General features: G+C 69.5%; 18 protein-coding genes. 12 read left to right on the top strand and 6 right to left on the bottom strand.

What is annotated here, in order from left to right:
- Positions 1–34: 34 nt before the first annotated feature.
- From Q8A52_RS20820 to Q8A52_RS20800, 5 genes are all read right to left on the bottom strand, one after another.
- A complete protein-coding gene (locus Q8A52_RS20820) occupies positions 35–391 on the bottom strand; it encodes a hypothetical protein (RefSeq protein ID WP_316754172.1) in 357 nt (118 codons plus the stop codon).
- A 317-nt stretch (positions 392–708) separates the two neighbouring features.
- Positions 709–1,575 (bottom strand): acyl-CoA thioesterase II, encoded by an 867-nt coding sequence (gene tesB / locus Q8A52_RS20815; protein ID WP_316754171.1) that lies wholly within the window; start codon positions 1,573–1,575, stop codon positions 709–711.
- Between the two features lie 36 nt (positions 1,576–1,611).
- Positions 1,612–2,769 (bottom strand): acyl-CoA dehydrogenase family protein, encoded by a 1,158-nt coding sequence (locus Q8A52_RS20810; protein ID WP_316754170.1) that lies wholly within the window; start codon positions 2,767–2,769, stop codon positions 1,612–1,614.
- Positions 2,770–2,873: 104 nt separating this feature from the next.
- Positions 2,874–3,449, bottom strand: a complete 576-nt coding sequence (locus tag Q8A52_RS20805) for a Uma2 family endonuclease (protein ID WP_316754264.1) — start codon at positions 3,447–3,449, stop codon at positions 2,874–2,876.
- A 50-nt stretch (positions 3,450–3,499) separates the two neighbouring features.
- Positions 3,500–4,102: an SACE_7040 family transcriptional regulator gene (locus Q8A52_RS20800; protein ID WP_316754169.1), complete on the bottom strand. Its 603-nt coding sequence runs from the start codon at positions 4,100–4,102 to the stop codon at positions 3,500–3,502.
- A 95-nt stretch (positions 4,103–4,197) separates the two neighbouring features.
- On the opposite strand from Q8A52_RS20800, the gene Q8A52_RS20795 reads away from it, so the two are divergent.
- The 12 genes from Q8A52_RS20795 (at position 4,198) to Q8A52_RS20740 (ending at position 18,883) form a co-directional block, all read left to right on the top strand.
- A complete protein-coding gene (locus Q8A52_RS20795; protein WP_316754168.1) occupies positions 4,198–5,814 on the top strand; it encodes a carboxyl transferase domain-containing protein in 1,617 nt (538 codons plus the stop codon).
- A gap of 11 nt (positions 5,815–5,825) precedes the next feature.
- Positions 5,826–7,766, top strand: coding sequence for an acetyl/propionyl/methylcrotonyl-CoA carboxylase subunit alpha (locus tag Q8A52_RS20790; protein WP_316754167.1), 1,941 nt, complete (start codon positions 5,826–5,828; stop codon positions 7,764–7,766).
- On the top strand, positions 7,763–8,707 hold the full coding sequence (locus Q8A52_RS20785) for a hydroxymethylglutaryl-CoA lyase (protein WP_316754166.1): 945 nt from the start codon (positions 7,763–7,765) through the stop codon (positions 8,705–8,707). Before Q8A52_RS20790 ends, Q8A52_RS20785 begins: the two co-directional genes overlap by 4 nt.
- Before the next feature lie 5 nt (positions 8,708–8,712).
- Positions 8,713–9,876, top strand: a complete 1,164-nt coding sequence (locus Q8A52_RS20780; protein WP_316754165.1) for an acyl-CoA dehydrogenase family protein — start codon at positions 8,713–8,715, stop codon at positions 9,874–9,876.
- Positions 9,877–10,297: 421 nt separating this feature from the next.
- The gene (locus Q8A52_RS20775) at positions 10,298–11,044 is read left to right on the top strand and encodes a peptidase inhibitor family I36 protein (protein WP_316754164.1); all 747 of its coding nucleotides are present in this window, start codon (positions 10,298–10,300) and stop codon (positions 11,042–11,044) included.
- A gap of 88 nt (positions 11,045–11,132) precedes the next feature.
- On the top strand, positions 11,133–11,567 hold the full coding sequence (locus Q8A52_RS20770) for a hypothetical protein (RefSeq protein ID WP_316754163.1): 435 nt from the start codon (positions 11,133–11,135) through the stop codon (positions 11,565–11,567).
- Positions 11,568–11,720: 153 nt separating this feature from the next.
- Positions 11,721–12,779 (top strand): ABC transporter substrate-binding protein, encoded by a 1,059-nt coding sequence (locus tag Q8A52_RS20765; protein ID WP_316754162.1) that lies wholly within the window; start codon positions 11,721–11,723, stop codon positions 12,777–12,779.
- Positions 12,780–12,924: 145 nt separating this feature from the next.
- On the top strand, positions 12,925–13,746 hold the full coding sequence (locus Q8A52_RS20760; protein WP_316754161.1) for a siderophore-interacting protein: 822 nt from the start codon (positions 12,925–12,927) through the stop codon (positions 13,744–13,746).
- 107 nt (positions 13,747–13,853) lie between these two features.
- On the top strand, positions 13,854–15,320 hold the full coding sequence (desA, locus tag Q8A52_RS20755) for a lysine decarboxylase DesA (RefSeq protein ID WP_316754160.1): 1,467 nt from the start codon (positions 13,854–13,856) through the stop codon (positions 15,318–15,320).
- Complete coding sequence (locus Q8A52_RS20750) at positions 15,304–16,590, top strand: lysine N(6)-hydroxylase/L-ornithine N(5)-oxygenase family protein (RefSeq protein WP_316754159.1); 1,287 nt, start codon at positions 15,304–15,306, stop codon at positions 16,588–16,590. The genes desA and Q8A52_RS20750 overlap by 17 nt, the downstream gene beginning before the upstream one ends.
- Complete coding sequence (locus Q8A52_RS20745) at positions 16,587–17,111, top strand: GNAT family N-acetyltransferase (RefSeq protein WP_316754158.1); 525 nt, start codon at positions 16,587–16,589, stop codon at positions 17,109–17,111. Before Q8A52_RS20750 ends, Q8A52_RS20745 begins: the two co-directional genes overlap by 4 nt.
- Complete coding sequence (locus Q8A52_RS20740; RefSeq protein ID WP_316754157.1) at positions 17,108–18,883, top strand: IucA/IucC family protein; 1,776 nt, start codon at positions 17,108–17,110, stop codon at positions 18,881–18,883. The genes Q8A52_RS20745 and Q8A52_RS20740 overlap by 4 nt, the downstream gene beginning before the upstream one ends.
- A gap of 66 nt (positions 18,884–18,949) precedes the next feature.
- On the opposite strand, the gene Q8A52_RS20735 is transcribed toward Q8A52_RS20740, so the two are convergent.
- Positions 18,950–20,518, bottom strand: a complete 1,569-nt coding sequence (locus Q8A52_RS20735) for a beta-N-acetylhexosaminidase (protein WP_316754156.1) — start codon at positions 20,516–20,518, stop codon at positions 18,950–18,952.
- Positions 20,519–20,538: the final 20 nt, after the last annotated feature.

The raw sequence follows: 20,538 nt of genomic DNA, 5'->3' as shown, positions 1-20,538 counted from the left end.
ACGTCGTGCTCTGTGTGCGTTCGGAACCGAATCCTCAGCGGCCGCCGTTGCCACCTCCGTTGCCGCCGCCGTTACCGCCGTGGTCACCACCGTTACCGCCGTGGTCACCACTGTTGCCACCGTGGTCACCACCGTTACCGCCGTGATCACCGCGGTCACCGCCGTGATCGCCGCGGTCACCGTTGTGATCGCCGCGGTCACCGCCGAAGCCGTGGTCGCCGTGGTCGCAGTTGCCGCCCCACCAGTCGCCGCAGTCGTTGCTGTAGCTGCTGTGCTCATGGGACGGGGCGGACGCCGATGCCGTGCCCGCCGCGCCGAGCGCGGCACCACCGGCCATCAGCAGACCGGCGGAGGACACCGCAAGAAGACGCCTCGCGCGTTGTGCTCGCATGGGAAATACCTTTCGTTCCATCGCCTCTCGCAACTCCCGCAGGGGAGCGCGAGATTGATGGCCGCTGCCGCAAAGGGGAAGTGCGGCGCGGTCTCAGGTGTCACCGCGTATTCAGGAGAGACACGTAGCCGACCGCCGACGCCGCCGGGCCGCGCACGGTTGCGCCTGTTGGGCCCGCGGCCCTGGTCCCGCGGTTTCGGGACCGGGTCGGCCGGTCATGCAGTGTTTGTTATGCGGCTTTCAACCAAAGAGCCTAGTACAGCATTCACATATCGGCCAGTTGGGAAATACCGGTCAGAACACCCTCTTACGGACTTCTAACGTGGGACCCGGACCACGCCCTCCTGGATGACCGAGATCGCGAGCTGTCCGTCCTGGGTGTATATACGGGCCTGCCCGAGCCCCCGACCGCCGTGCGCGGACGGCGACTCCTGGTCGTACAGCAGCCACTCGTCGGCGCGGAACGGCCGGTGGAACCACATCGCATGGTCCAGCGAGGCGCCCACGACGTCACCCACGGCCCAGCCGCCGCGACCGTGCGCGAGCAGCACCGAGTCGAGCAGCGTCATGTCGGAGACATACGTGGCGAGCACGACGTGCAGCAGAGGGTCGTCGTCGAGCTTGCCGTTGGTGCGGAACCACACCTGGGAGTGCGGCTCGCGCGGCTCGCCGAACTTCCCGTACGGCGGCTCGTCGACATAGCGCAGATCGACCGCCTCGCGCGCCTCCAGGAACCTCTCGACGATCGTGCGGTCGAGGTGGTCGTAGCCGCGCAGCCGTTCCTGGGAGGTGGGCAGCGTCTCCGGGGCGGGTGCGGACGGCATGGGGGCCTGGTGTTCGAGGCCGTCCTCGTACGTCTGGAAGGACGCGGACAGGGCGAAGATCGGCCTGCCGTGCTGGATGGCGACCACCCGGCGGGTGGTGAAGGAGCGGCCGTCGCGGATGCGCTCGACGTTGTAGACGATGGGCGCGCCCGGGTCGCCGATGCGCAGGAAGTACGCGTGCAGCGAGTGGGCGAGCCGGTCGGCCGGTACCGTGCGCCCGGCGGCGACGAGCGCCTGGGCCGCGACCTGTCCGCCGAAGACCCGCGGGACGACGGCGGACCGGGACTGGCCGCGGAAGATGTTCTCCTCGATCTGCTCGAGGTCGAGCAGATCGAGGAGCTCCTGGAGTGCCTGGCTCATGGGAGACGGTTGTACCGGCCAGTGATGTCCTGGGCCTTACAGGCCCATGTCCTTGGCGATGATCGACTTCATGATCTCGCTGGTGCCGCCGTAGATGCGGTTGACGCGGTTGTCCGCGTACAGGCGGGCGATCGGGTACTCGTTCATGAAGCCGTAGCCGCCGTGCAGCTGGAGGCAGCGGTCGATCACGCGGTGGGCGACCTCGGTGCAGAAGAGCTTGGCGGAGGCGGCCTCGGCCGGGGTCAGCTCACCGGCGTCGAGGGCCTCCGTCGCGCGGTCGGCGACGGCCTCGGCCGCGTCGACCTCGGCCTGGCAGGCGGCCAGCTCGAACTTGGTGTTCTGGAAGGACGCGACGGTCTGGCCGAAGACGGTGCGCTGCTGGACGTAGTCCTTGGCGAACCGGATGGCGGCCTTGGCCTGCGCGTAGGCGCCGTAGGCGATGCCCCAGCGCTCGGAGGCGAGGTTGTGGCCGAGGTAGTAGAAGCCCTTGTTCTCCTCGCCGAGGAGGTCCTCGACCGGGACCTTGACGTCGACGAACGCCAGCTCGGCGGTGTCGGAGGTCTTCAGGCCCAGCTTGTCGAGCTTGCGGCCGATGGAGTAACCCTCGGCCTTGGTGTCCACGACGAAGAGGGAGATGCCGTGGCGGCGGTCCTCGGCGGTGGGCGCGGCGGTGCGGGCGCAGACGATCATTCGGTCGGCGTGCACACCGCCGGTGATGAAGGTCTTGGCGCCGTTGAGGACGTAGTGCGTGCCGTCCTCGGAGAGCTTGGCGGTGGTCCGCATGCCCGCGAGGTCGGAGCCGGTGCCCGGCTCGGTCATCGCGATGGCCCACATCTCCTCGCCGGAGACGAACTTCGGCAGGAAGCGCTTCTTCTGCTCGTCGCTGGCGAGCAGCTTGATGTACGGCAGGCCGAGCAGCACGTGCACGCCGGAGCCGCCGAAGGTGATTCCGGCGCGGGCGGTCTCCTCGTACAGGACGGCCTCGAACTTGTACGAGTCGATGCCGGCGCCGCCGAACTCCTCGTCGACACGGATGCCGAAGACGCCGAGCTCGGCAAGCTTGTAGTAGAAGTCGCGGGGCGCCTGGCCGGCGGCGAGCCACTCGTCGTACACGGGTACGACCTCGGCCTCGATGAAGGCGCGGATGGTCTCCCGGAACGCCTCGTGATCCTCGTTGAACAGCGTACGGCGCACTCCGCCACCTCCACGTACTTCGGTATGTCTAAGCGCTTGCTCAGACTCCAAGATACCGGCGAGTACGTTCATACGTCCAGGGTGACCTTCCCCACCCGTTCGGGTCAGTCCCCGGCCTTGCCGTAGCGGCGGAATGCGGAGGTGTCCACGATCCAGGGACCGAACGGCACCGAGTCGCCGAAGATGTACGCGTCCTTGCGGGCGTAACGGCCCTTGCACGGATCGGAGTGCACCTCGATCGTGCCGGTGCGGGGATCGACGATCAGGTAGTGGGCGATGCCCATGGCCGGGTAGTCCGACAGCTTGTCGATGTAGTCGTTGTTCGGGTTGGAGGGCGAGACGATCTCGACGACCGCCAGCACCTGCGTCGCATCGACGGCGACGCCCTCCTCGTCGAGGACCGCCTCGGGGATCACGACCGCGTCGGGGAGGCGCATGCGGCCGATCGCGGGGTGTTCGATCTCGGGGCCACTCGCGCAGATGTACCCGGGGTGCGTCACAAGAAGCTGCTCGTCCAGCTGCTTGCAGATGCGGCGGATCGTGCCCTCGTGCCGCTTCGAGGGGCACATCATGGCCAGTATCGGACCCGACGGCCCGATCTCCACGCTCCAGGTCCCTTCGAGCTGCTCGGCGTAGGCCCCGAGTTCCTCGGCGATCGCGCGCATCTTGGCGTAGTCCATGCCCATGCCCCCAGCGTACTGAGACAAACCAGCACCGACCCGCCCCCGGCTCAGTCGGCTGCCTCCGCCGCCGCGAACGCCCCCCGGGCCATCCGGTGCAGCAGTTCCGCCGTGGCGCCGCGGCCGGGCAGGGAGCCGGCGCGGCCGAGGTGGGGGGTGGAGTTCAGGAGGCCGAAGACCGAGTGCACCGCCGACCGGGCCGACGGCTCCGCCAGGCCCGGGTACACCTCCCGCACGACCTCCACCCACAGCTCGACGTACTGCCGCTGGAGCTGGCGCACCAGCTTGCGGTCGCTGTCCCGGAGGCGGTCCAGCTCCCGGTCGTGCAGGGTGATCAGGGGGCGGTCGTCGAGGGCGAAGTCGATGTGGCCCTCGATGAGGGAGTCGAGGACCGCCGAGGGACCGGCCGCGCCGTCGGCCTCCGCCAGGCGCCGCTTCGCCCCGGTCAGCAGCTGACCGCTGATCCCGACCAGAAGCTCTGCGAGCATCGCGTCCTTGCCCGCGAAGTGCCGGTAGAGACCGGGGCCGCTGATACCGACCGCGGCCCCTATCTCGTCGACTCCGACGCCGTGGAAGCCGCGCTCGGCGAAGAGCCGAGCGGCCTCCTTGAGGATCTGCTCACGGCGGGTGGGGGCGTCGGTTCTGGTGACCATGCAGGCAATTCTAGACAGGGAGGTTAGCGGTCGTTAACCTGAAGGAAATGGTTAACGCTCATTAACAGTCGATCGCTGGGTGAGGGGACCGCAGGATGCAAGAGGCACCGGAGCTGACGAGCGCGGCAGATCCCGCGTCGGAGGCCTGGCGGGCCAACGAGGAAGCCCACCTCGCACTCGTCGGGGAGCTGCGCGGCAAGCTGGCCGCGGCGGCGCTCGGCGGCGGCGAGAAGGCGCGCGCCCGGCACACCGCGCGCGGCAAGCTGCTGCCGCGCGACCGCGTGGACACGCTGCTGGACCCGGGCTCGCCGTTCCTGGAGCTGGCGCCGCTCGCGGCCGACGGGATGTACGACGGCCAGGCCCCGGCCGCCGGCGTCATCGCCGGGATCGGGCGGGTCAGCGGGCGCGAGTGCGTGGTCGTCGCCAACGACGCCACCGTCAAGGGCGGGACGTACTACCCGATGACGGTGAAGAAGCATCTGCGCGCGCAGGAGGTGGCCCTGGAGAACCGCCTCCCCTGTGTCTACCTCGTCGACTCCGGCGGCGCCTTCCTGCCCATGCAGGACGAGGTGTTCCCGGACCGCGAGCACTTCGGGCGGATCTTCTACAACCAGGCCCGGATGTCCGGCGCGGGCATCCCCCAGATCGCCGCCGTCCTCGGGTCCTGCACAGCCGGTGGCGCGTACGTCCCGGCGATGAGCGACGAGGCCGTGATCGTCCGCAACCAGGGGACGATCTTCCTGGGCGGGCCCCCGCTGGTGAAGGCCGCCACCGGTGAGGTCGTGACCGCCGAAGAGCTGGGCGGCGGCGAGGTGCACTCCCGGATCTCCGGTGTCACCGACCACCTCGCCGAGGACGACGCCCACGCGCTGCGGATCGTGCGCAACATCGTCGCCACGCTGCCCGCGCGCGGGGCGCTCCCCTGGGAGGTCACCGCGGCGGTCGAGCCCAAGGTCGACCCGTACGGGCTGTACGGGGCGGTACCGGTCGACTCCCGCACCCCCTACGACGTACGCGAGATCATCGCGCGTGTGGTCGACGGCTCCTGTTTCGCGGAGTTCAAGTCCGAGTTCGGGCAGACCCTCATCACCGGGTTCGCCCGGATCCACGGCCACCCGGTCGGGATCGTCGCCAACAACGGCATCCTGTTCTCCGAGTCGGCCCAGAAGGGCGCCCACTTCATCGAGCTGTGCGACCAGCGCGGAATCCCGCTGGTGTTCCTGCAGAACATCTCCGGCTTCATGGTCGGCAAGGACTACGAGGCCGGCGGCATCGCCAAGCACGGCGCCAAGATGGTGACGGCGGTCGCCTGCACACGCGTGCCGAAGCTGACGGTGGTGGTCGGCGGTTCGTACGGCGCGGGGAACTACTCGATGTGCGGCCGGGCCTACTCCCCCCGTTTCCTGTGGATGTGGCCCAACGCCAAGATCTCCGTCATGGGCGGCGAGCAGGCCGCCTCCGTCCTCGCGACCGTCAAGCGGGACCAGCTGGAGGCGCGGGGTGAGGAGTGGCCCGCGGAGGACGAGGAGACCTTCAAGGCACCGATCCGCGCGCAGTACGAGCGGCAGGGCAATGCCTACTACGCCACGGCCCGGCTCTGGGACGACGGCGTGATCGACCCGCTGGAGACCCGTCAGGTGCTGGGCCTCGCCCTGACCGCCTGTGCCAACGCGCCCCTGGGTGACCCCCAGTTCGGCGTCTTCCGGATGTGAGGAGGGGAACCGTGTTCGACACAGTGCTCGTGGCCAACCGGGGCGAGATCGCCGTACGCGTCATCCGTACGCTCCGCTCGCTGGGCGTGCGCTCGGTGGCCGTCTTCTCCGACGCCGACGCCGACGCACGGCACGTACGGGAGGCCGACACCGCGGTACGGATCGGTCCGGCGCCGGCCGCCGAGAGCTATCTGTCGGTGGAGCGGCTGCTGGAGGCCGCCGCCCGCACCGGCGCCCAGGCGGTCCACCCGGGGTACGGCTTCCTGGCGGAGAACGCCGAGTTCGCGCGCGCGTGCGCCGAGGCGGGGCTGGTCTTCATCGGTCCGCCCGCGGACGCCATCTCCCTCATGGGCGACAAGATCCGCGCCAAGGAGACGGTGCGGGCAGCCGGGGTGCCGGTCGTGCCCGGCTCCAGCGGGAGCGGGCTGACCGATGCCCAGCTGGCCGACGCGGCCCGGGAGATCGGTGTGCCCGTACTGCTCAAGCCGTCGGCGGGCGGTGGCGGCAAGGGCATGCGCCTGGTGCGCGAACTGTCGGTGTTGGAGGAGGAGATCGCCGCGGCCCGCCGCGAGGCACGCGCCTCCTTCGGTGACGACACGCTCCTGGTGGAGCGGTGGGTGGACCGCCCCCGGCACATCGAGATCCAGGTCCTGGCCGACGGCCACGGCAATGTGGTGCACCTCGGCGAGCGCGAGTGCTCGCTGCAGCGCCGGCACCAGAAGATCATCGAGGAGGCGCCGAGCGTGCTCCTCGACGAGGAGACCCGGGCCGCGATGGGCGAGGCCGCCGTGCAGGCGGCGCGCTCGTGCGGCTACCGGGGCGCGGGCACGGTGGAGTTCATCGTGCCGGGCGGCGACCCGTCGTCGTACTACTTCATGGAGATGAACACCCGTCTCCAGGTGGAACACCCGGTCACGGAACTCATCACCGGGCTCGACCTGGTGGAGTGGCAGCTGCGGGTGGCGGCGGGCGAACGGCTGCCGTTCGCGCAGGAGGACGTCCGGCTGACCGGCCACGCGGTCGAGGCCCGGATCTGCGCCGAGGACCCCGCGCGCGGGTTCCTGCCGTCCGGCGGCACGGTGCTGCGGCTCCACGAACCCCAGGGCGACGGTCTGCGCACCGACTCCGGGCTCAGCGAGGGCACCGAGGTGGGCAGCCTGTACGACCCGATGCTGTCCAAGGTGATCGCCTACGGCCCCGACCGCGAGACCGCGCTGCGCAGGCTGCGGGCGGCGCTGGCGGAGACGGTCACACTGGGCGTGCAGACCAACGCGGCGTTCCTGCGGCGGCTCCTCGCCCATCCGGCGGTCGTGGCGGGCGAGCTGGACACGGGTCTGGTGGAGCGGGTGGTGGACGAGCTCGTCTCCACGGACGTGCCGGAGGAGGTGTACGAGGCCGCGGCGGCCGTGCGGCTCGATGGCCTGCGTCCCCGGGGCGACGGCTGGACCGACCCGTTCTCGGTGCCGAACGGCTGGCGGCTCGGCGGCACGCCTAAGCCCGTGGGCTTCCATGTCCGGGTGAGCGACCCCGTGGCGTACGTCCCGCGCGGCACCCACACCGTCACCGCGGACTCGGTGGCCGTCACCCTCGACGGGGTCCGCCACACCTTCCACCGCGCCGCAGACTGGCTCGGCCGCGACGGCGAGGCCTGGCACGTGCGCGACCACGACCCGGTGGCGGCGTCCCTCACCCGGTCCGGGCACGCGGGCGCAGACTCGCTCACCGCGCCCATGCCGGGCACGGTCACGGTCGTGAAGGTGGCCGTCGGCGACGAAGTGGCCGCCGGACAGAGCCTGTTGGTGGTCGAGGCGATGAAGATGGAGCACGTCATCTCCGCCCCGCACGCCGGCACGGTCGCCGAGCTGGACGTGAAGCCCGGCACGACGGTCGCCATGGACCAGGTGCTGGCGGTCATCACACCGCACGAGGAAGAAGGAGCGGCGGAGTCATGACAGCCGAGCAACTCCCCATGGTCGTACCGGCCTCGGACCTGCCCCAGCGGGTGCGGATCCACGAGGTGGGCGCACGCGACGGCCTGCAGAACGAGAAGCTGGCCGTACCGACGGAGATCAAGGCGGAGTTCATTCGCCGCCTGGCCGACGCCGGCCTGACGACCATCGAGGCGACGAGCTTCGTGCACCCCAAGTGGGTGCCCCAACTGGCGGACGCCGAGGAGCTGTTCCCGCTCGTCAAGGAGCTGAAGGGCGTGCAGCTGCCGGTCCTCGTGCCCAACCAGCGCGGGCTCGACCGCGCGCTGGCCCTGGGCGCGGACCGGGTGGCCGTCTTCGCCAGCGCGACCGAGTCCTTCGCCAAGGCCAACCTCAACCGGACGGTGGACGAGTCGCTCGGCGTCTTCGCGCCGGTGGTGGCCCGCGCCAAGGAGACGGGCGCCCATGTGCGCGGCTATGTCTCGATGTGCTTCGGCGACCCCTGGGAGGGCGCGGTCCCCATCCACCAGGTCGTGCGCGTGTGCAAGGCGCTGATGGACATGGGCTGCGACGAGCTGAGCCTGGGCGACACGATCGGGGTCGCGACCCCGGGCCATGTCCTCGAACTCCTCTCCGTGCTCAACGAGGAGGGCGTGCCGACGAATGTCATCGGCGTGCACTTCCACGACACCTACGGCCAGGCGCTGGCCAACACCTACGCGGCACTGGAACACGGGGTCACGACCGTCGACGCCTCCGCCGGAGGCCTCGGCGGCTGCCCCTACGCCAAGTCCGCGACCGGCAATCTCGCCACCGAAGACCTCGTCTGGATGCTGCAGGGCCTCGGCATCGACACCGGGGTCGACCTCGGCCGCCTCGTCGCCACCAGCGTGTGGATGGCCGCCCATCTGGGCCGACCCAGCCCGTCCCGCACCGTACGCGCCCTGTCCCACAAGGAGCAGTGATCACCATGGACCACCGACTCTCCCCCGAACTCGAGGAACTCCGCCGCACGGTGGAGGAGTTCGCCCACGACGTCGTGGCGCCGAAGATCGGTGACTTCTACGAGCGGCACGAGTTCCCCTACGAGATCGTCCGCGAGATGGGCCGCATGGGCCTGTTCGGGTTGCCGTTCCCGGAGGGGTACGGCGGCATGGGCGGCGACTATCTGGCCCTCGGACTGGCGCTGGAGGAGCTGGCCCGGGTGGACTCGTCGGTCGCGATCACGCTCGAGGCCGGAGTCTCGCTCGGTGCCATGCCGATCCATCTCTTCGGCACGGAGGAGCAGAAGCGCGAGTGGCTGCCCCGGCTGTGCAGCGGCGAGATCCTGGGCGCGTTCGGGCTCACGGAGCCGGACGGCGGCTCGGACGCGGGCGCGACGCGTACGACGGCCCGCCTCGACCCGGAGACGGACGAGTGGGTGATCAACGGCTCGAAGTGCTTCATCACCAACTCGGGTACGGACATCACGGGGTTGGTGACGGTCACCGCTGTCACGGGCCGGGGGCCGGACGGCCGGCCGCAGATCTCCGCGATCATCGTCCCGTCGGGCACCCCCGGCTTCACCGTGGCGGCCCCCTACTCGAAGGTGGGCTGGAACGCCTCGGACACCCGTGAGCTGTCCTTTTCGGACGTCCGTGTCCCGGCGGCCAATCTGCTGGGCGAGGAGGGCCGGGGCTATGCGCAGTTCCTGCGCATCCTCGACGAGGGCCGCATCGCCATCGCGGCGCTCGCGACCGGCCTGGCGCAGGGCTGTGTGGACGAGTCGGTGAAGTACGCGAAGGAGCGGCACGCCTTCGGCCGCCCGATCGGCGCCAACCAGGCCATCCAGTTCAAGATCGCCGACATGGAGATGAAGGCCCACACGGCCCGCCTCGCCTGGCGCGACGCGGCGAGCCGCCTGGTCGCCGGCGAGCCCTTCAAGAAGGAGGCGGCCCTGGCCAAGCTCTACTCCTCCACGATCGCGGTCGACAACGCCCGTGACGCCACGCAGGTCCATGGCGGCTACGGCTTCATGAACGAGTACCCGGTGGCCCGGATGTGGCGCGACTCCAAGATCCTGGAGATCGGCGAGGGGACGAGCGAGGTGCAGCGGATGCTGATCGCCCGGGAGCTGGGACTGGTCGCCGGCTGAACCGGCCCCGACGGCTGCGGACGCGGGGCACCGGCGCGGGCTTTGCCCGCCGGTGCCCCGCGTCTTCGTATTCAGCCTCCGAACCCCGAAACCCCCTGACACACCCTGACGTGTCCTGACGCACCCTCAACGGATAACACTTGGCCAAAAGTTGACGGTCATGTTAGATTCCCATCAGATTCCGATCACCTGCCCATGACACCCCGCCGACCATCGGGGATGCGCAGGATCGGAAGGGAAAACGGGGGAGAGATTTCGTCGTGAGCGACATTCCATTGCAGTTCCGCGTGCTTTCGGCACGGCGGCGCATTCGCTGACGGTTTTCACGACTGCCTCCGGGCCATTCGGTTCTCGGCCGACCGCCCGGACGATTCGACGTGCTCTCTTTCCCGCTGTGCGCCAACTGAACCAGGGGGTATTTGTGCGCATACGCACCATGCTGACCATTGCGGCCGTCGGTTCCATGACGCTGACCGGTCTGACCGCCGCGCCTTCGCTGGCGGCCGGTGAGACCGGCTCCACCACCGACGTCGTGACGGGAGTTCTCACGCCCGACCAGGAGACGGCGGTCCGTACGGCTCCGGGCTCCACCGACAAGGTGGACATGTACTACAAGGGGGAGAAGATCGACCCCGCGTCCGACTGGAAGGGCGCGAACGTCTGCGCCGAGGTGTCGGAGGACGGCACCATGCGGTGCTTCGACAGCGACACCGAGTCCAACAAGTACCTTGCCGCGCACGCGCCCACGGCCCAGGCGCGGGCGGGCGCGAAGCTGGCACTGACGAGCCCGAAGCAGGCGAGGGTGGCGCTGACGAGCCCGAAGCAGGCGAAGCAGGGAGTCGCTGCCCGGGGTTACTCGGACTGCCCCAGCTCCTATGTGTGCCTGTGGCAGGACGCCAACTACTCCGGCCGGCGCCTGCAGTGGCCGACCTATGCGGAGGCGAAGACCCGTCACCTCGACCAGTACTCGCCCTCGTTCCGGGACAAGGCCAGCTCCGCGTTCGTGAACCGGCCGCAGCGCGGTGTCGAGCTGTACGACTTCCGCACGGGCATGCCGGATCCCCACCTTTTCCTGGGGGCGGGCTACAGCCTTTATGCGAATTTCAAGGACATTGACTACACCTACGGCGGCAGCTGGAACGACAGGGCCGACGCCATCAAGTTCTGATACGTAATTCCAGCCGTACCGGCACCCCGCACGGGGTGCCGGTACCGTGGCATTTCCCGTCTGACCCATGTATCCGATGGAGACCTCTGTGAAGCGCACCCCCCACATCGCCGCCGTTTTCGCACTCGGCGCCGTCCTCGCTGCCGGAACCACCGCCTGTTCCACCGAGAACACCGCGAAGCCGGACAAGATCGGGGTTGTGGAGAAACTGCCCGACGACACGGACAGGGCGCAGTCGAAGCAGACCGCCGCGGAGTTCCGGTCCTGGGTCAAGGAGCACGGAACCGCGGAGCAGAAGACCGCCGCCACCCGCGTGGACCGCATCCTCGGTGAGTGGAACAAGCAGACGGGCAACGCGTACATCTCCACCGACATCAACGGCGGGAAGACACCGGTGACGGACTCCCAGGCGGCCGCCACCGCGATCGCCAAGGCCTTCGCCTCCTGGAAGGACTCGAAGGAAGGGTACGCGTCCGTCTACGACGTCTACGGCAACGCCGTCATCACCAACTACAAGTTCTGACAGCCGCGTTGGCGATCGGGGCGAGGAGCACCGGGGCGCAGCCGCCAACTCGCCCGGATCCGTTCCGCCCTCTGGACAACGAGTGAGGTTAGGCTAACCTACCTTCGGACTTGTCCGGCGGGCGCTTCGCCCCGGTCGAAAGCAGTCATACCCATGCCCCATGCCCGTGCCACCCACCTCACTCGCCGCGGTCTGCTCGCCGCGGGCGGCGCCCTCGGACTCGGCGCCGCACTCGCTGCCTGCGGGGACGACAAGGGCAAAGACGCGGGCTCCGGCGAGCAGGCGAAGGCCGCCAAGTCCGGCCCCTGGACCTTCAAGGACGACCGCGGCACGACCGTGAAGCTGGACAAGGTCCCGGCGAACATCGTCGCGTTCACCGGCGTCGCCGCCGCCCTCCACGACTACGGCATCTCGGTCAAGGGCGTCTTCGGCCCGACGAAGACCAAGGACGGCAAGGCCGATGTCCAGGCCGGCGACATGGACGTCAGCAAGGTCACGGTCCTCGGCAACACCTGGGGCCAGTTCAACGTCGAGAAGTACGCGGCCCTCGCCCCGGACGTGCTCATCAGCACGATGTTCGACTCCGCGGGCACCCTCTGGTACGTCCCCGAGGAGTCCAAGGACAAGATCGCCAAGCTCGCCCCGAGCGTCGGCATCTCCGTGTACGACCGCCGGCTCAGCGCGTCGCTGCAGCGCATGTGGGAGCTCGCCGAGTCGCTCGGCGCCGACCTGAAGGCCGCCGCGGTCACCGACGCGAAGAAGCGCTTCGAGGACGCCGCCGCCCGCCTGCGCGCGGCCGCCAAGGCCAAGCCGGACATCAAGGTGATGGCCGGTTCCGCGAGCGCCGATCTCTTCTACGTCTCCGGCACCAACCTCTCCGTCGACCTGGAGTACTTCAAGGCCCTCGGCGTGAACTTCGTCGAGCCGCCGGAGAGCGCCAAGAAGGAGGGCGGCGGCTGGTACGAGTCGCTGAGCTGGGAGAACGTCGACAAGTACCAGGCCGACATCATCATGATGGACGACCGCTCCGCCACCATCCAGCCCGCCGACATCACCAAGGCGACCTGGAAGAAGCTGCCCGCGGTCAAGGCGGGCCAGGTCATCGCACGCTCCCCCGAGCCGATCCTGTCGTACGACAAGTGCGTGCCGCTGCTCACCGGCCTCGCCGAGGCCCTGGAGAAGGCCAAGAAGGTCGGCCAGGCGCTTCGCTGAGAGAGGGCGGTCCGCATCGTGGGCGACTGCGGGCCGTGTGCGGCTGGTCGCGCCCACGCGGCGGAGCGGCATATCGACGCAGTCCCGCGCCCCTGGGCCGGCTGCCCTCCGCCCCTTGATCCCTGACGACACCTCAGGAGCCCGCATGACGACGGCCGTGGCCGCCCCGTTCCGTTTCTTCTCCCTCCGGGTCGTACGGACGAGGCGGCTCGGCCCGTCTCTCGTCCGCATCTCCTTCTCGGGCCCGGACCTGCACGACTTCCACTCGCACGGGCGCGACCAGTCCCTGTCGCTGTTCCTGCCGCACCCGGGGCAGCGCGAGCCCGCCGTGCCCGTCGAACTGGGCGACGGCTGGTGGCAGGGCTGGCGTGAACTCCCCGACGACGTACGGGCCGTGATGCGCTCGTACACTCTGCGGGCCCTGCGCCGGCACCCCGACGAGGTGGACATCGACTTCGCGCTGCACAGCCCGTCGGGCCCCGCCTCCCGCTGGGCCTCCCAGGCCTCCCCAGGGGACCGCGTCCTCCTCCTCGGCCCGGCGATCGCCGACAACCGCGCGATCCGCTTCCGGCCCCCGGAGGACACCGACCTCGTCGTCATCTGGGGCGACGAGACCGCCGTACCCGCCGCCTGCGCCATTCTCGAGTCGCTTCCGGCCGGCACGCCCGCCCGGGCCTGGCTGACGGTGCCGCACGCCGCCGACATCCAGGACGTGGCGACCGAGGCGGACGCCCACATCACCTGGCTCGTGGGCAACGACGACTCCCCCATGGCCGTCGACGCCGTACGGGCCGCTCAACTGCCGCCCACCGAACGGCCGTACGCCTGGATCGCGGGTGAGTCCGGCCGGGTGAAGGAGCTGCGCCGGCATCTCGTGGGCGAGCGCGGGATCGACCGGCGGCGCGTCACCTTCGTCGGCTACTGGCGGCGCGGACTGACGGAGGACCAGCTCCGCGTGGCGGAGTAACTCCCTTCGAAGTGACGGCAGTCACGGGAGGAGTGAGGTTTCGCGCCTACTTAGGTTAGGCTAACCTAAGTTGAACCCGCACGGACCGTCCCCCGGAGGACCCCCACATGCGCTCGCACCTGCTCAATGACCTCACCGCGGAGCACTACCGCCGCTCCGTGACCGAAGGAGTCGAGCGGGTGGCGGCCAAACTCGCCACCACCGACCGTCCGTTCACCGGCGTCACGGTCGACGCCCTGGCTCCCCGTATCGAGCGGATCGACCTCGACAGGCCGCTGTACGACACCACGGCCGCCCTCGACGAGCTGGAGGAGGTCTACCTCCGCGACGCGATCTACTTCCACCACCCCCGCTACCTCGCCCACCTCAACTGCCCGGTCGTCATACCGGCGGTGCTCGGCGAGGCGGTCCTCTCCGCGGTCAACTCCTCGCTCGACACCTGGGACCAGTCGGCCGGCGGCACCCTCATCGAGCGCAGGCTCATCCACTGGACGGCCGAACGGATCGGCCTCGGCGCGGCTGCCGACGGCGTGTTCACCTCCGGCGGCACCCAGTCCAACCTGCAGGCCCTCCTCCTCGCCCGGGAGGAGGCCAAGCCCGGCCGGGAAGGATGGGAGCACCCGGCCTCCCTCGCGAAACTGCGCATCTTCGCCTCCGAGGCCGGCCACTTCAGCGTCAAGAAGGCCGCCACGCTCCTGGGCCTCGGACCGGACTCCGTGGTCTGCGTCCCCGTCGACCACGACAAGCGCATGCAGACCGTCGCGCTCGCCCACGAGCTGGAGCGCTGCGGCCGGGACGGCCTCATTCCCATGGCCGTCGTCGCCACCGCCGGCACCACCGACTTCGGGTCCATCGACCCGCTGCCCGAGATCGCCGAGCTGTGCGCCCAGTACGGCGTGTGGATGCACGTCGACGCCGCCTACGGCTGCGGGCTGCTCGCCTCCCTCAAGTACCGGGACCGCATCGACGGCATCGACCGCGCCGACTCGGTCACCGTCGACTACCACAAGTCCTTCTTCCAGCCCGTGAGTTCCTCCGCCGTGCTGGTCCGGGACGCCGCCACGCTGGGCCACGCGACCTACCACGCGGAGTACCTCAACCCGCGCCGCATGGTGCACGAGCGCATCCCCAACCAGGTCGACAAGTCCCTGCAGACCACCCGCCGCTTCGACGCCCTCAAGCTGTGGATGACCCTGCGCGTGATGGGCGCCGACGGCATCGGCGAGCTCTTCGACGAGGTCTGCGACCTGGCCGCCGAGGGCTGGGGGCTGCTCGCCGCCGACCCGCGCTTCGACGTCGTCGTGCGGCCGTCCCTGTCCACCCTCGTCTTCCGCTACATCCCGGCGGCCGTCACCGACCCGGCCGAGATCGACCGCGCCAACCTGTACGCCCGCAAGGCCCTGTTCGCCTCCGGTGAAGCCGTGGTCGCGGGCACCAGGGTCGGCGGCCGCCACTACCTGAAGTTCACCCTGCTCAACCCCGAGACGCGGGCGACCGACATCGCCGCCGTCCTCGACCTGATCGCCGGCCACGCCGAGCAGTACCTGGGAGAGTCTCTTGACCGCGCGTCCTGAAGCCCCGAACAAGACCTACGACTTCGTGGGGATCGGGCTCGGCCCCTTCAACCTCGGCCTCGCCTGCCTCACCGAGCCGATCGCCGAACTGGACGGCGTGTTCCTCGACTCGAAGCCCGACTTCGAGTGGCACGCCGGAATGTTCCTCGACGGCGCCCATCTCCAGACCCCGTTCATGTCGGACCTGGTCACGCTGGCCGACCCGACCTCGCCGTACTCCTTCCTCAGCTATCTGAAGGAGAAGGGCCGGCTGTACTCGTTCTACATCCGCGAGAACTTCTACCCGCTCAGGGTCGAGTACGACGACTACTGCCGGTGGGCCGCGGGCAAGCTGAGCAGCGTGCGCTTCGGCACGACGGTCACCGAGGTGACGTACGAGGACGATCTGTACGTCGTCCGCACCGAGGCCGGCGGGGCGTTCCGCGCCCGTCACCTGGTCCTCGGCACGGGTACGGTCCCCTTCGTTCCCGAGGCCTGCCGGGGTCTGGCCGGCGGCTTCATCCACACCGCGCAGTACATGCCCCGCAAGGCGGAACTGCAGGCGATGGAGTCCATCACGATCGTCGGCAGCGGCCAGAGCGCCGCGGAGATCTACTACGAACTCCTCACCGAGACGGACGTCCACGGCTATGAGCTCAACTGGGTCACCCGCTCCCCGCGGTTCTTCCCGCTGGAGTACACCAAGCTGACCCTGGAGATGACCTCCCCGGACTACATCGACTACTTCCGCGCGCTGCCCGAGCAGACCCGCTACCGCCTGGAGAAGCAGCAGAAGAGCCTCTTCAAGGGCATCAACTCGGACCTGATCGACTCGATCTTCGACCTGCTCTACCAGAAGAACGTCGAGAGCGGCGACCGCCCGGTCCGCACCCGCCTGCTGACCAACTCCTCACTGACGACCGCCGCTCACGCGGACGGCGCATACACCCTCGGCTTCCACCAGGACGAGCAGGACAAGGACTTCGAGATCCGCAGCGAGGGCCTGGTGCTGGCCACCGGCTACCACTACGAGCCACCGGCCTTCCTCGACCCGCTCCGCGACCGCCTCCGCTTCGACGACCACGGCCGCTTCGACATCGCCCGCAACTACGCGATCGACGTGACGGGCCGCGGGGTGTTCCTGCAGAACGCCGGCGTGCACACCCACAGCATCACCAGCCCCGACCTGGGCATGGGCGCGTACCGCAACAGCTACATCATCCGCGAACTGCTCGGCACGGAGTACTACCCCGTGGAGAAGAGCATCGCCTTCCAGGAGTTTGCGGTATGAAGTTCACCTTCCGCCCCCTCGACCCCCTCAAGGACGCCGAGCTGCTGCACGCCTGGGTCACGCATCCCAAGGCCGCCTTCTGGATGATGCAGGACGCGAAGCTGGAGGACGTCGAGCGCGCCTACATGGAGATCGCGGCCGACGAGCACCACCACGCCCTCCTCGGGCTGCTCGACGGGGAGCCCGCGTTCCTCATGGAGCAGTACGACCCCGCCCTTCGCGAGCTGGTCGGCCTGTACGAGCCCGAGCCGGGGGACGTGGGCATGCACTTCCTGGTGCCGCCGACCCGGACGCCCGTGCACGGCTTCACCAGGGCCGTCATCACCGCCGTGGTGGCGCACCTCTTCGAGGACCCGGCGACCACCCGGATCGTCGTGGAGCCGGATGTGCGCAACAAGGCGGTGCACGCCCTGAACGAGGCCGTCGGGTTCGTGCCCGAGCGGGAGATCCGGAAGCCGGAGAAGAAGGCGTTGCTGAGCTTCTGCACGCGAGAGCGGTTCGAGAAAGCGGTGGCGGTATGAGCATCGCCGACGTCGTGGCCCATCTGTCCCCCGAGCGGTGGGAGACGGCCAACCGTCTGCTCGTCCGCAAGGCGATCGCCGAGTTCGCGCACGAGCGGCTCATCACGCCGGAGCGGGAGGGCGACGGAGACACGTACGTCGTGCGCAGCGACGACGGTCTCACCCGGTACCGCTTCACCGCCGTGCGCCGGGCGCTCGACCACTGGCAGGTGGACGCCGGCTCCATCACCCGTACCAGGGACGGCGCCGAACTCCCCCTAGAGGCCCTGGACTTCTTTATCGAGCTGAAGGGCGCGCTGGGCCTGAGCGACGAGATCCTGCCGGTCTATCTGGAGGAGATCTCCTCCACCCTCTCCGGCACCTGCTACAAGCTCACCAAGCCGCAGATCCCGGTGGCCGAGCTGGCGGAGAGCGGCTTCCAGGCGATCGAGACGGGGATGACCGAGGGCCACCCCTGCTTCGTCGCCAACAACGGGCGGCTGGGCTTCGGCATCCACGAGTACCTGTCGTACGCCCCGGAGACCGCGAGCCCCGTCCGGCTCGTGTGGCTCGCCGCGCACCGCTCGCGGGCGGCGTTCACGGCCGGTGCGGGCATCGAGTACGAGACCTTCGTACGGCAGGAGCTGGGCGCGCAGGCGGTCGAGCGGTTCGACGGAATCCTGCGCGAGCAGGGGCTCGACCCCGCCGACTACCTGCTCATACCCGTCCACCCGTGGCAGTGGTGGAACAAGCTCACCGTCACCTTCGCCGCCGAGGTCGCCCGCAGGCATCTCGTCTGCCTGGGCGAGGGCGACGACGAGTATCTGGCCCAGCAGTCCATCCGGACCTTCTTCAACCGGTCGAACCCCGAGAAGCACTATGTGAAGACGGCCCTGTCGGTCATCAACATGGGCTTCATGCGCGGGCTCTCGGCCGCCTACATGGAGGCGACCCCGGCGATCAACGACTGGCTGGCCCAGCTGATCGACAACGACCCGGTGCTGAAGTCGACCGGGCTGTCGATCATCCGGGAGCGCGCGGCCGTCGGCTACCGGCATCTGGAGTACGAGGCGGCGACCGACCGGTACTCGCCGTACCGCAAGATGCTGGCCGCGCTGTGGCGCGAGAGCCCGGTTCCCTCCCTGCAGGAGGGCGAATCGCTCGCCACGATGGCCTCCCTGGTCCATGTGGACCACGAGGGCGCGTCCTTCGCCGGCGCCCTGATCCAGCGGTCCGGGCTGCCGCCCAGCGAGTGGCTGCGGCAGTATCTGCGGGCGTACTACACGCCCCTTCTGCACAGCTTCTACGCCTACGACCTGGCCTATATGCCGCACGGCGAGAACGTGATCCTGGTCCTGAAGGACGGCGTGGTCCGGCGCGCGATCTACAAGGACATCGCCGAGGAGATCGTGGTGATGGACCCGGACGCGGTGCTGCCGCCCGAGGTGCGGCGGATCCGGGTCGAGGTGCCGGAGGACACGAAGCTGCTGTCGGTCTTCACGGACGTCTTCGACTGCTTCTTCCGCTTCCTCGCGGCGAACCTCGCCACCGAGGGGATCCTGGAGGAGGACGACTTCTGGCGTACGGTCGCGGAGGTGACCCGCGAGTATCAGGATTCGGCGCCTGAACTCGCCGACAGGTTCCGGCAGTACGACATGTTCGCCCCGGAGTTCGCGCTGTCCTGCCTCAACCGGCTCCAGCTGCGCGACAACAGGCAGATGGTGGATCTCGCGGACCCCTCCGGCGCGCTCCAGCTCGTCGGCAGTCTGCTCAATCCCCTCGCGGGGCGGTAGAGCAAGGCCCCACGAACCGGCGGGCACCCCGGAGTACGGTCCTCCGGGGTGCCCGTCAGTCTTCTCTCAACTCGTCGGCCAGGGTACCTGGGGAGACCGGTAGTACTTGATACCGAGTGCCTCCCAGCGCGGCCCCTGCACGGCCAGCCGCACCTTGTAGGCGTCCCATCCGTGCGTGGCCGCGGGTGACCAGCCCAGCTCGGCGGCGCCCGCCAGCCGTGGGAAGGCCATGTACTCGACGTCGGCCGAGTCGGTGATGGTCTCGGTCCACAGCGGGGCCTCCACGCCCCGGACGGCCGACGCGGGGGCTCCGGCGAGGTAGTGGCCCGGATCCCAGTCGTAGGACCGCTTCACCTCGACCAGGCCGGCCCAGTCCTGGCCCAGCGGGGTGTCCTCGGTGTACTTCATGTCGAGGTAGATCCGGTCGGCCGGGGACAGGATCAGCCCGGTCCCGTTGCGTGCGGCCTTGGCGACCTGGGCCTTCTCCTCGGCGCTGGTGTCGTCCAGGCCCCAGTACTGAGCCAGGGCGCCCGGGGCCGGGGTCGCTCCGGTCAGCTGGTGCCAGCCGATCACCGTCTTGCCGTACTTGGCGACGACGGGCTGCACCTTGTCCATGAAGGCCACGTAGTCGGCATGGCTGGTGGAGTGCGCCTCGTCGCCGCCGACGTGGAGATAGCGGCCCGGGGTGAGCGCGGCCAGTTCGCGGATGACGTCGTCCACGAAGTCGTAGGTGATCTGCTTCGGCACGCACAGCGAGCTGAAGCCGACGTCGGTGCCGGTGTAGAGCGGGGGCGCGACGCCGTCGCAGTTGAGGTCGGCGTACGAGGCGAGGGCCGCGTTGGTGTGGCCGGGCATGTCTATTTCGGGGACGACTTCGAGATAGCGGGAGGCGGCATAGCGGACGATCTCCCGGTAGTCGGCCTTGGTGTAGTGGCCGCCGGGGCCGCCGCCGACCTGGGTGGAGCCGCCGTAGGAGGCGAGGCGCGGCCAGGAGTCGATCGCGATGCGCCAGCCCTGGTCGTCGCTGAGGTGCAGATGCAGCTTGTTGATCTTGTACAGGGCGAGTTCGTCGATGTAGCGCTTGACCTGGGAGACGGTGAAGAAGTGGCGGGACACATCGAGCATGGCGCCCCGGTAGGCATAGCGCGGGGAGTCCTGCACGGTGCCGCCGGCGACCAGCCAGGGGCCGGGCTGTACGGACTTCTTCTCCACGGCCGCGGGCAGCAGCTGGCGCAGGGTCTGGACGCCGTGGAAAAGGCCTGCGGGTGCGCTCGCCGTGATGGTGATGCCGCCGCGGCCGCTGTCGAGGCGGTAGCCCTCCTCGCCGAACACGCCCGTGGTGAGGCGGAGTCGGATGCCGCCGCGCCCGTTCGCCGTCACCGGGAGCGGATAGCCGGTGGACGGCCGCAGGACGGCGGCCAGATATTCGCCGACCCGGCGGGCCTCGCCGGAGCCGGTGACGCTGATGTGGGTGCCACGGGTGATGCGGTACGGGGATCCGCCCGGGGTGACGGACGCGGGCGCGGGCACCACCCGGTCGAGGGGGGTGGGGGTGGCTCTCGCCGACGGTGCCGCGCCGACGGTGAAGGCGCCGGCCGCGGCCACGAGGAGCAGGGATCCGAGGATGCGGGCCATACGGGGAGTCGTTCTGGGGT

This window comes from Streptomyces herbicida (assembly GCF_032656585.1).
In the GTDB taxonomy this organism is placed as follows: domain Bacteria; phylum Actinomycetota; class Actinomycetes; order Streptomycetales; family Streptomycetaceae; genus Streptomyces; species Streptomyces herbicida.
Note: the sequence above shows the minus strand (reverse complement) of the source record. Positions and strands in the feature narration are given on the sequence as shown.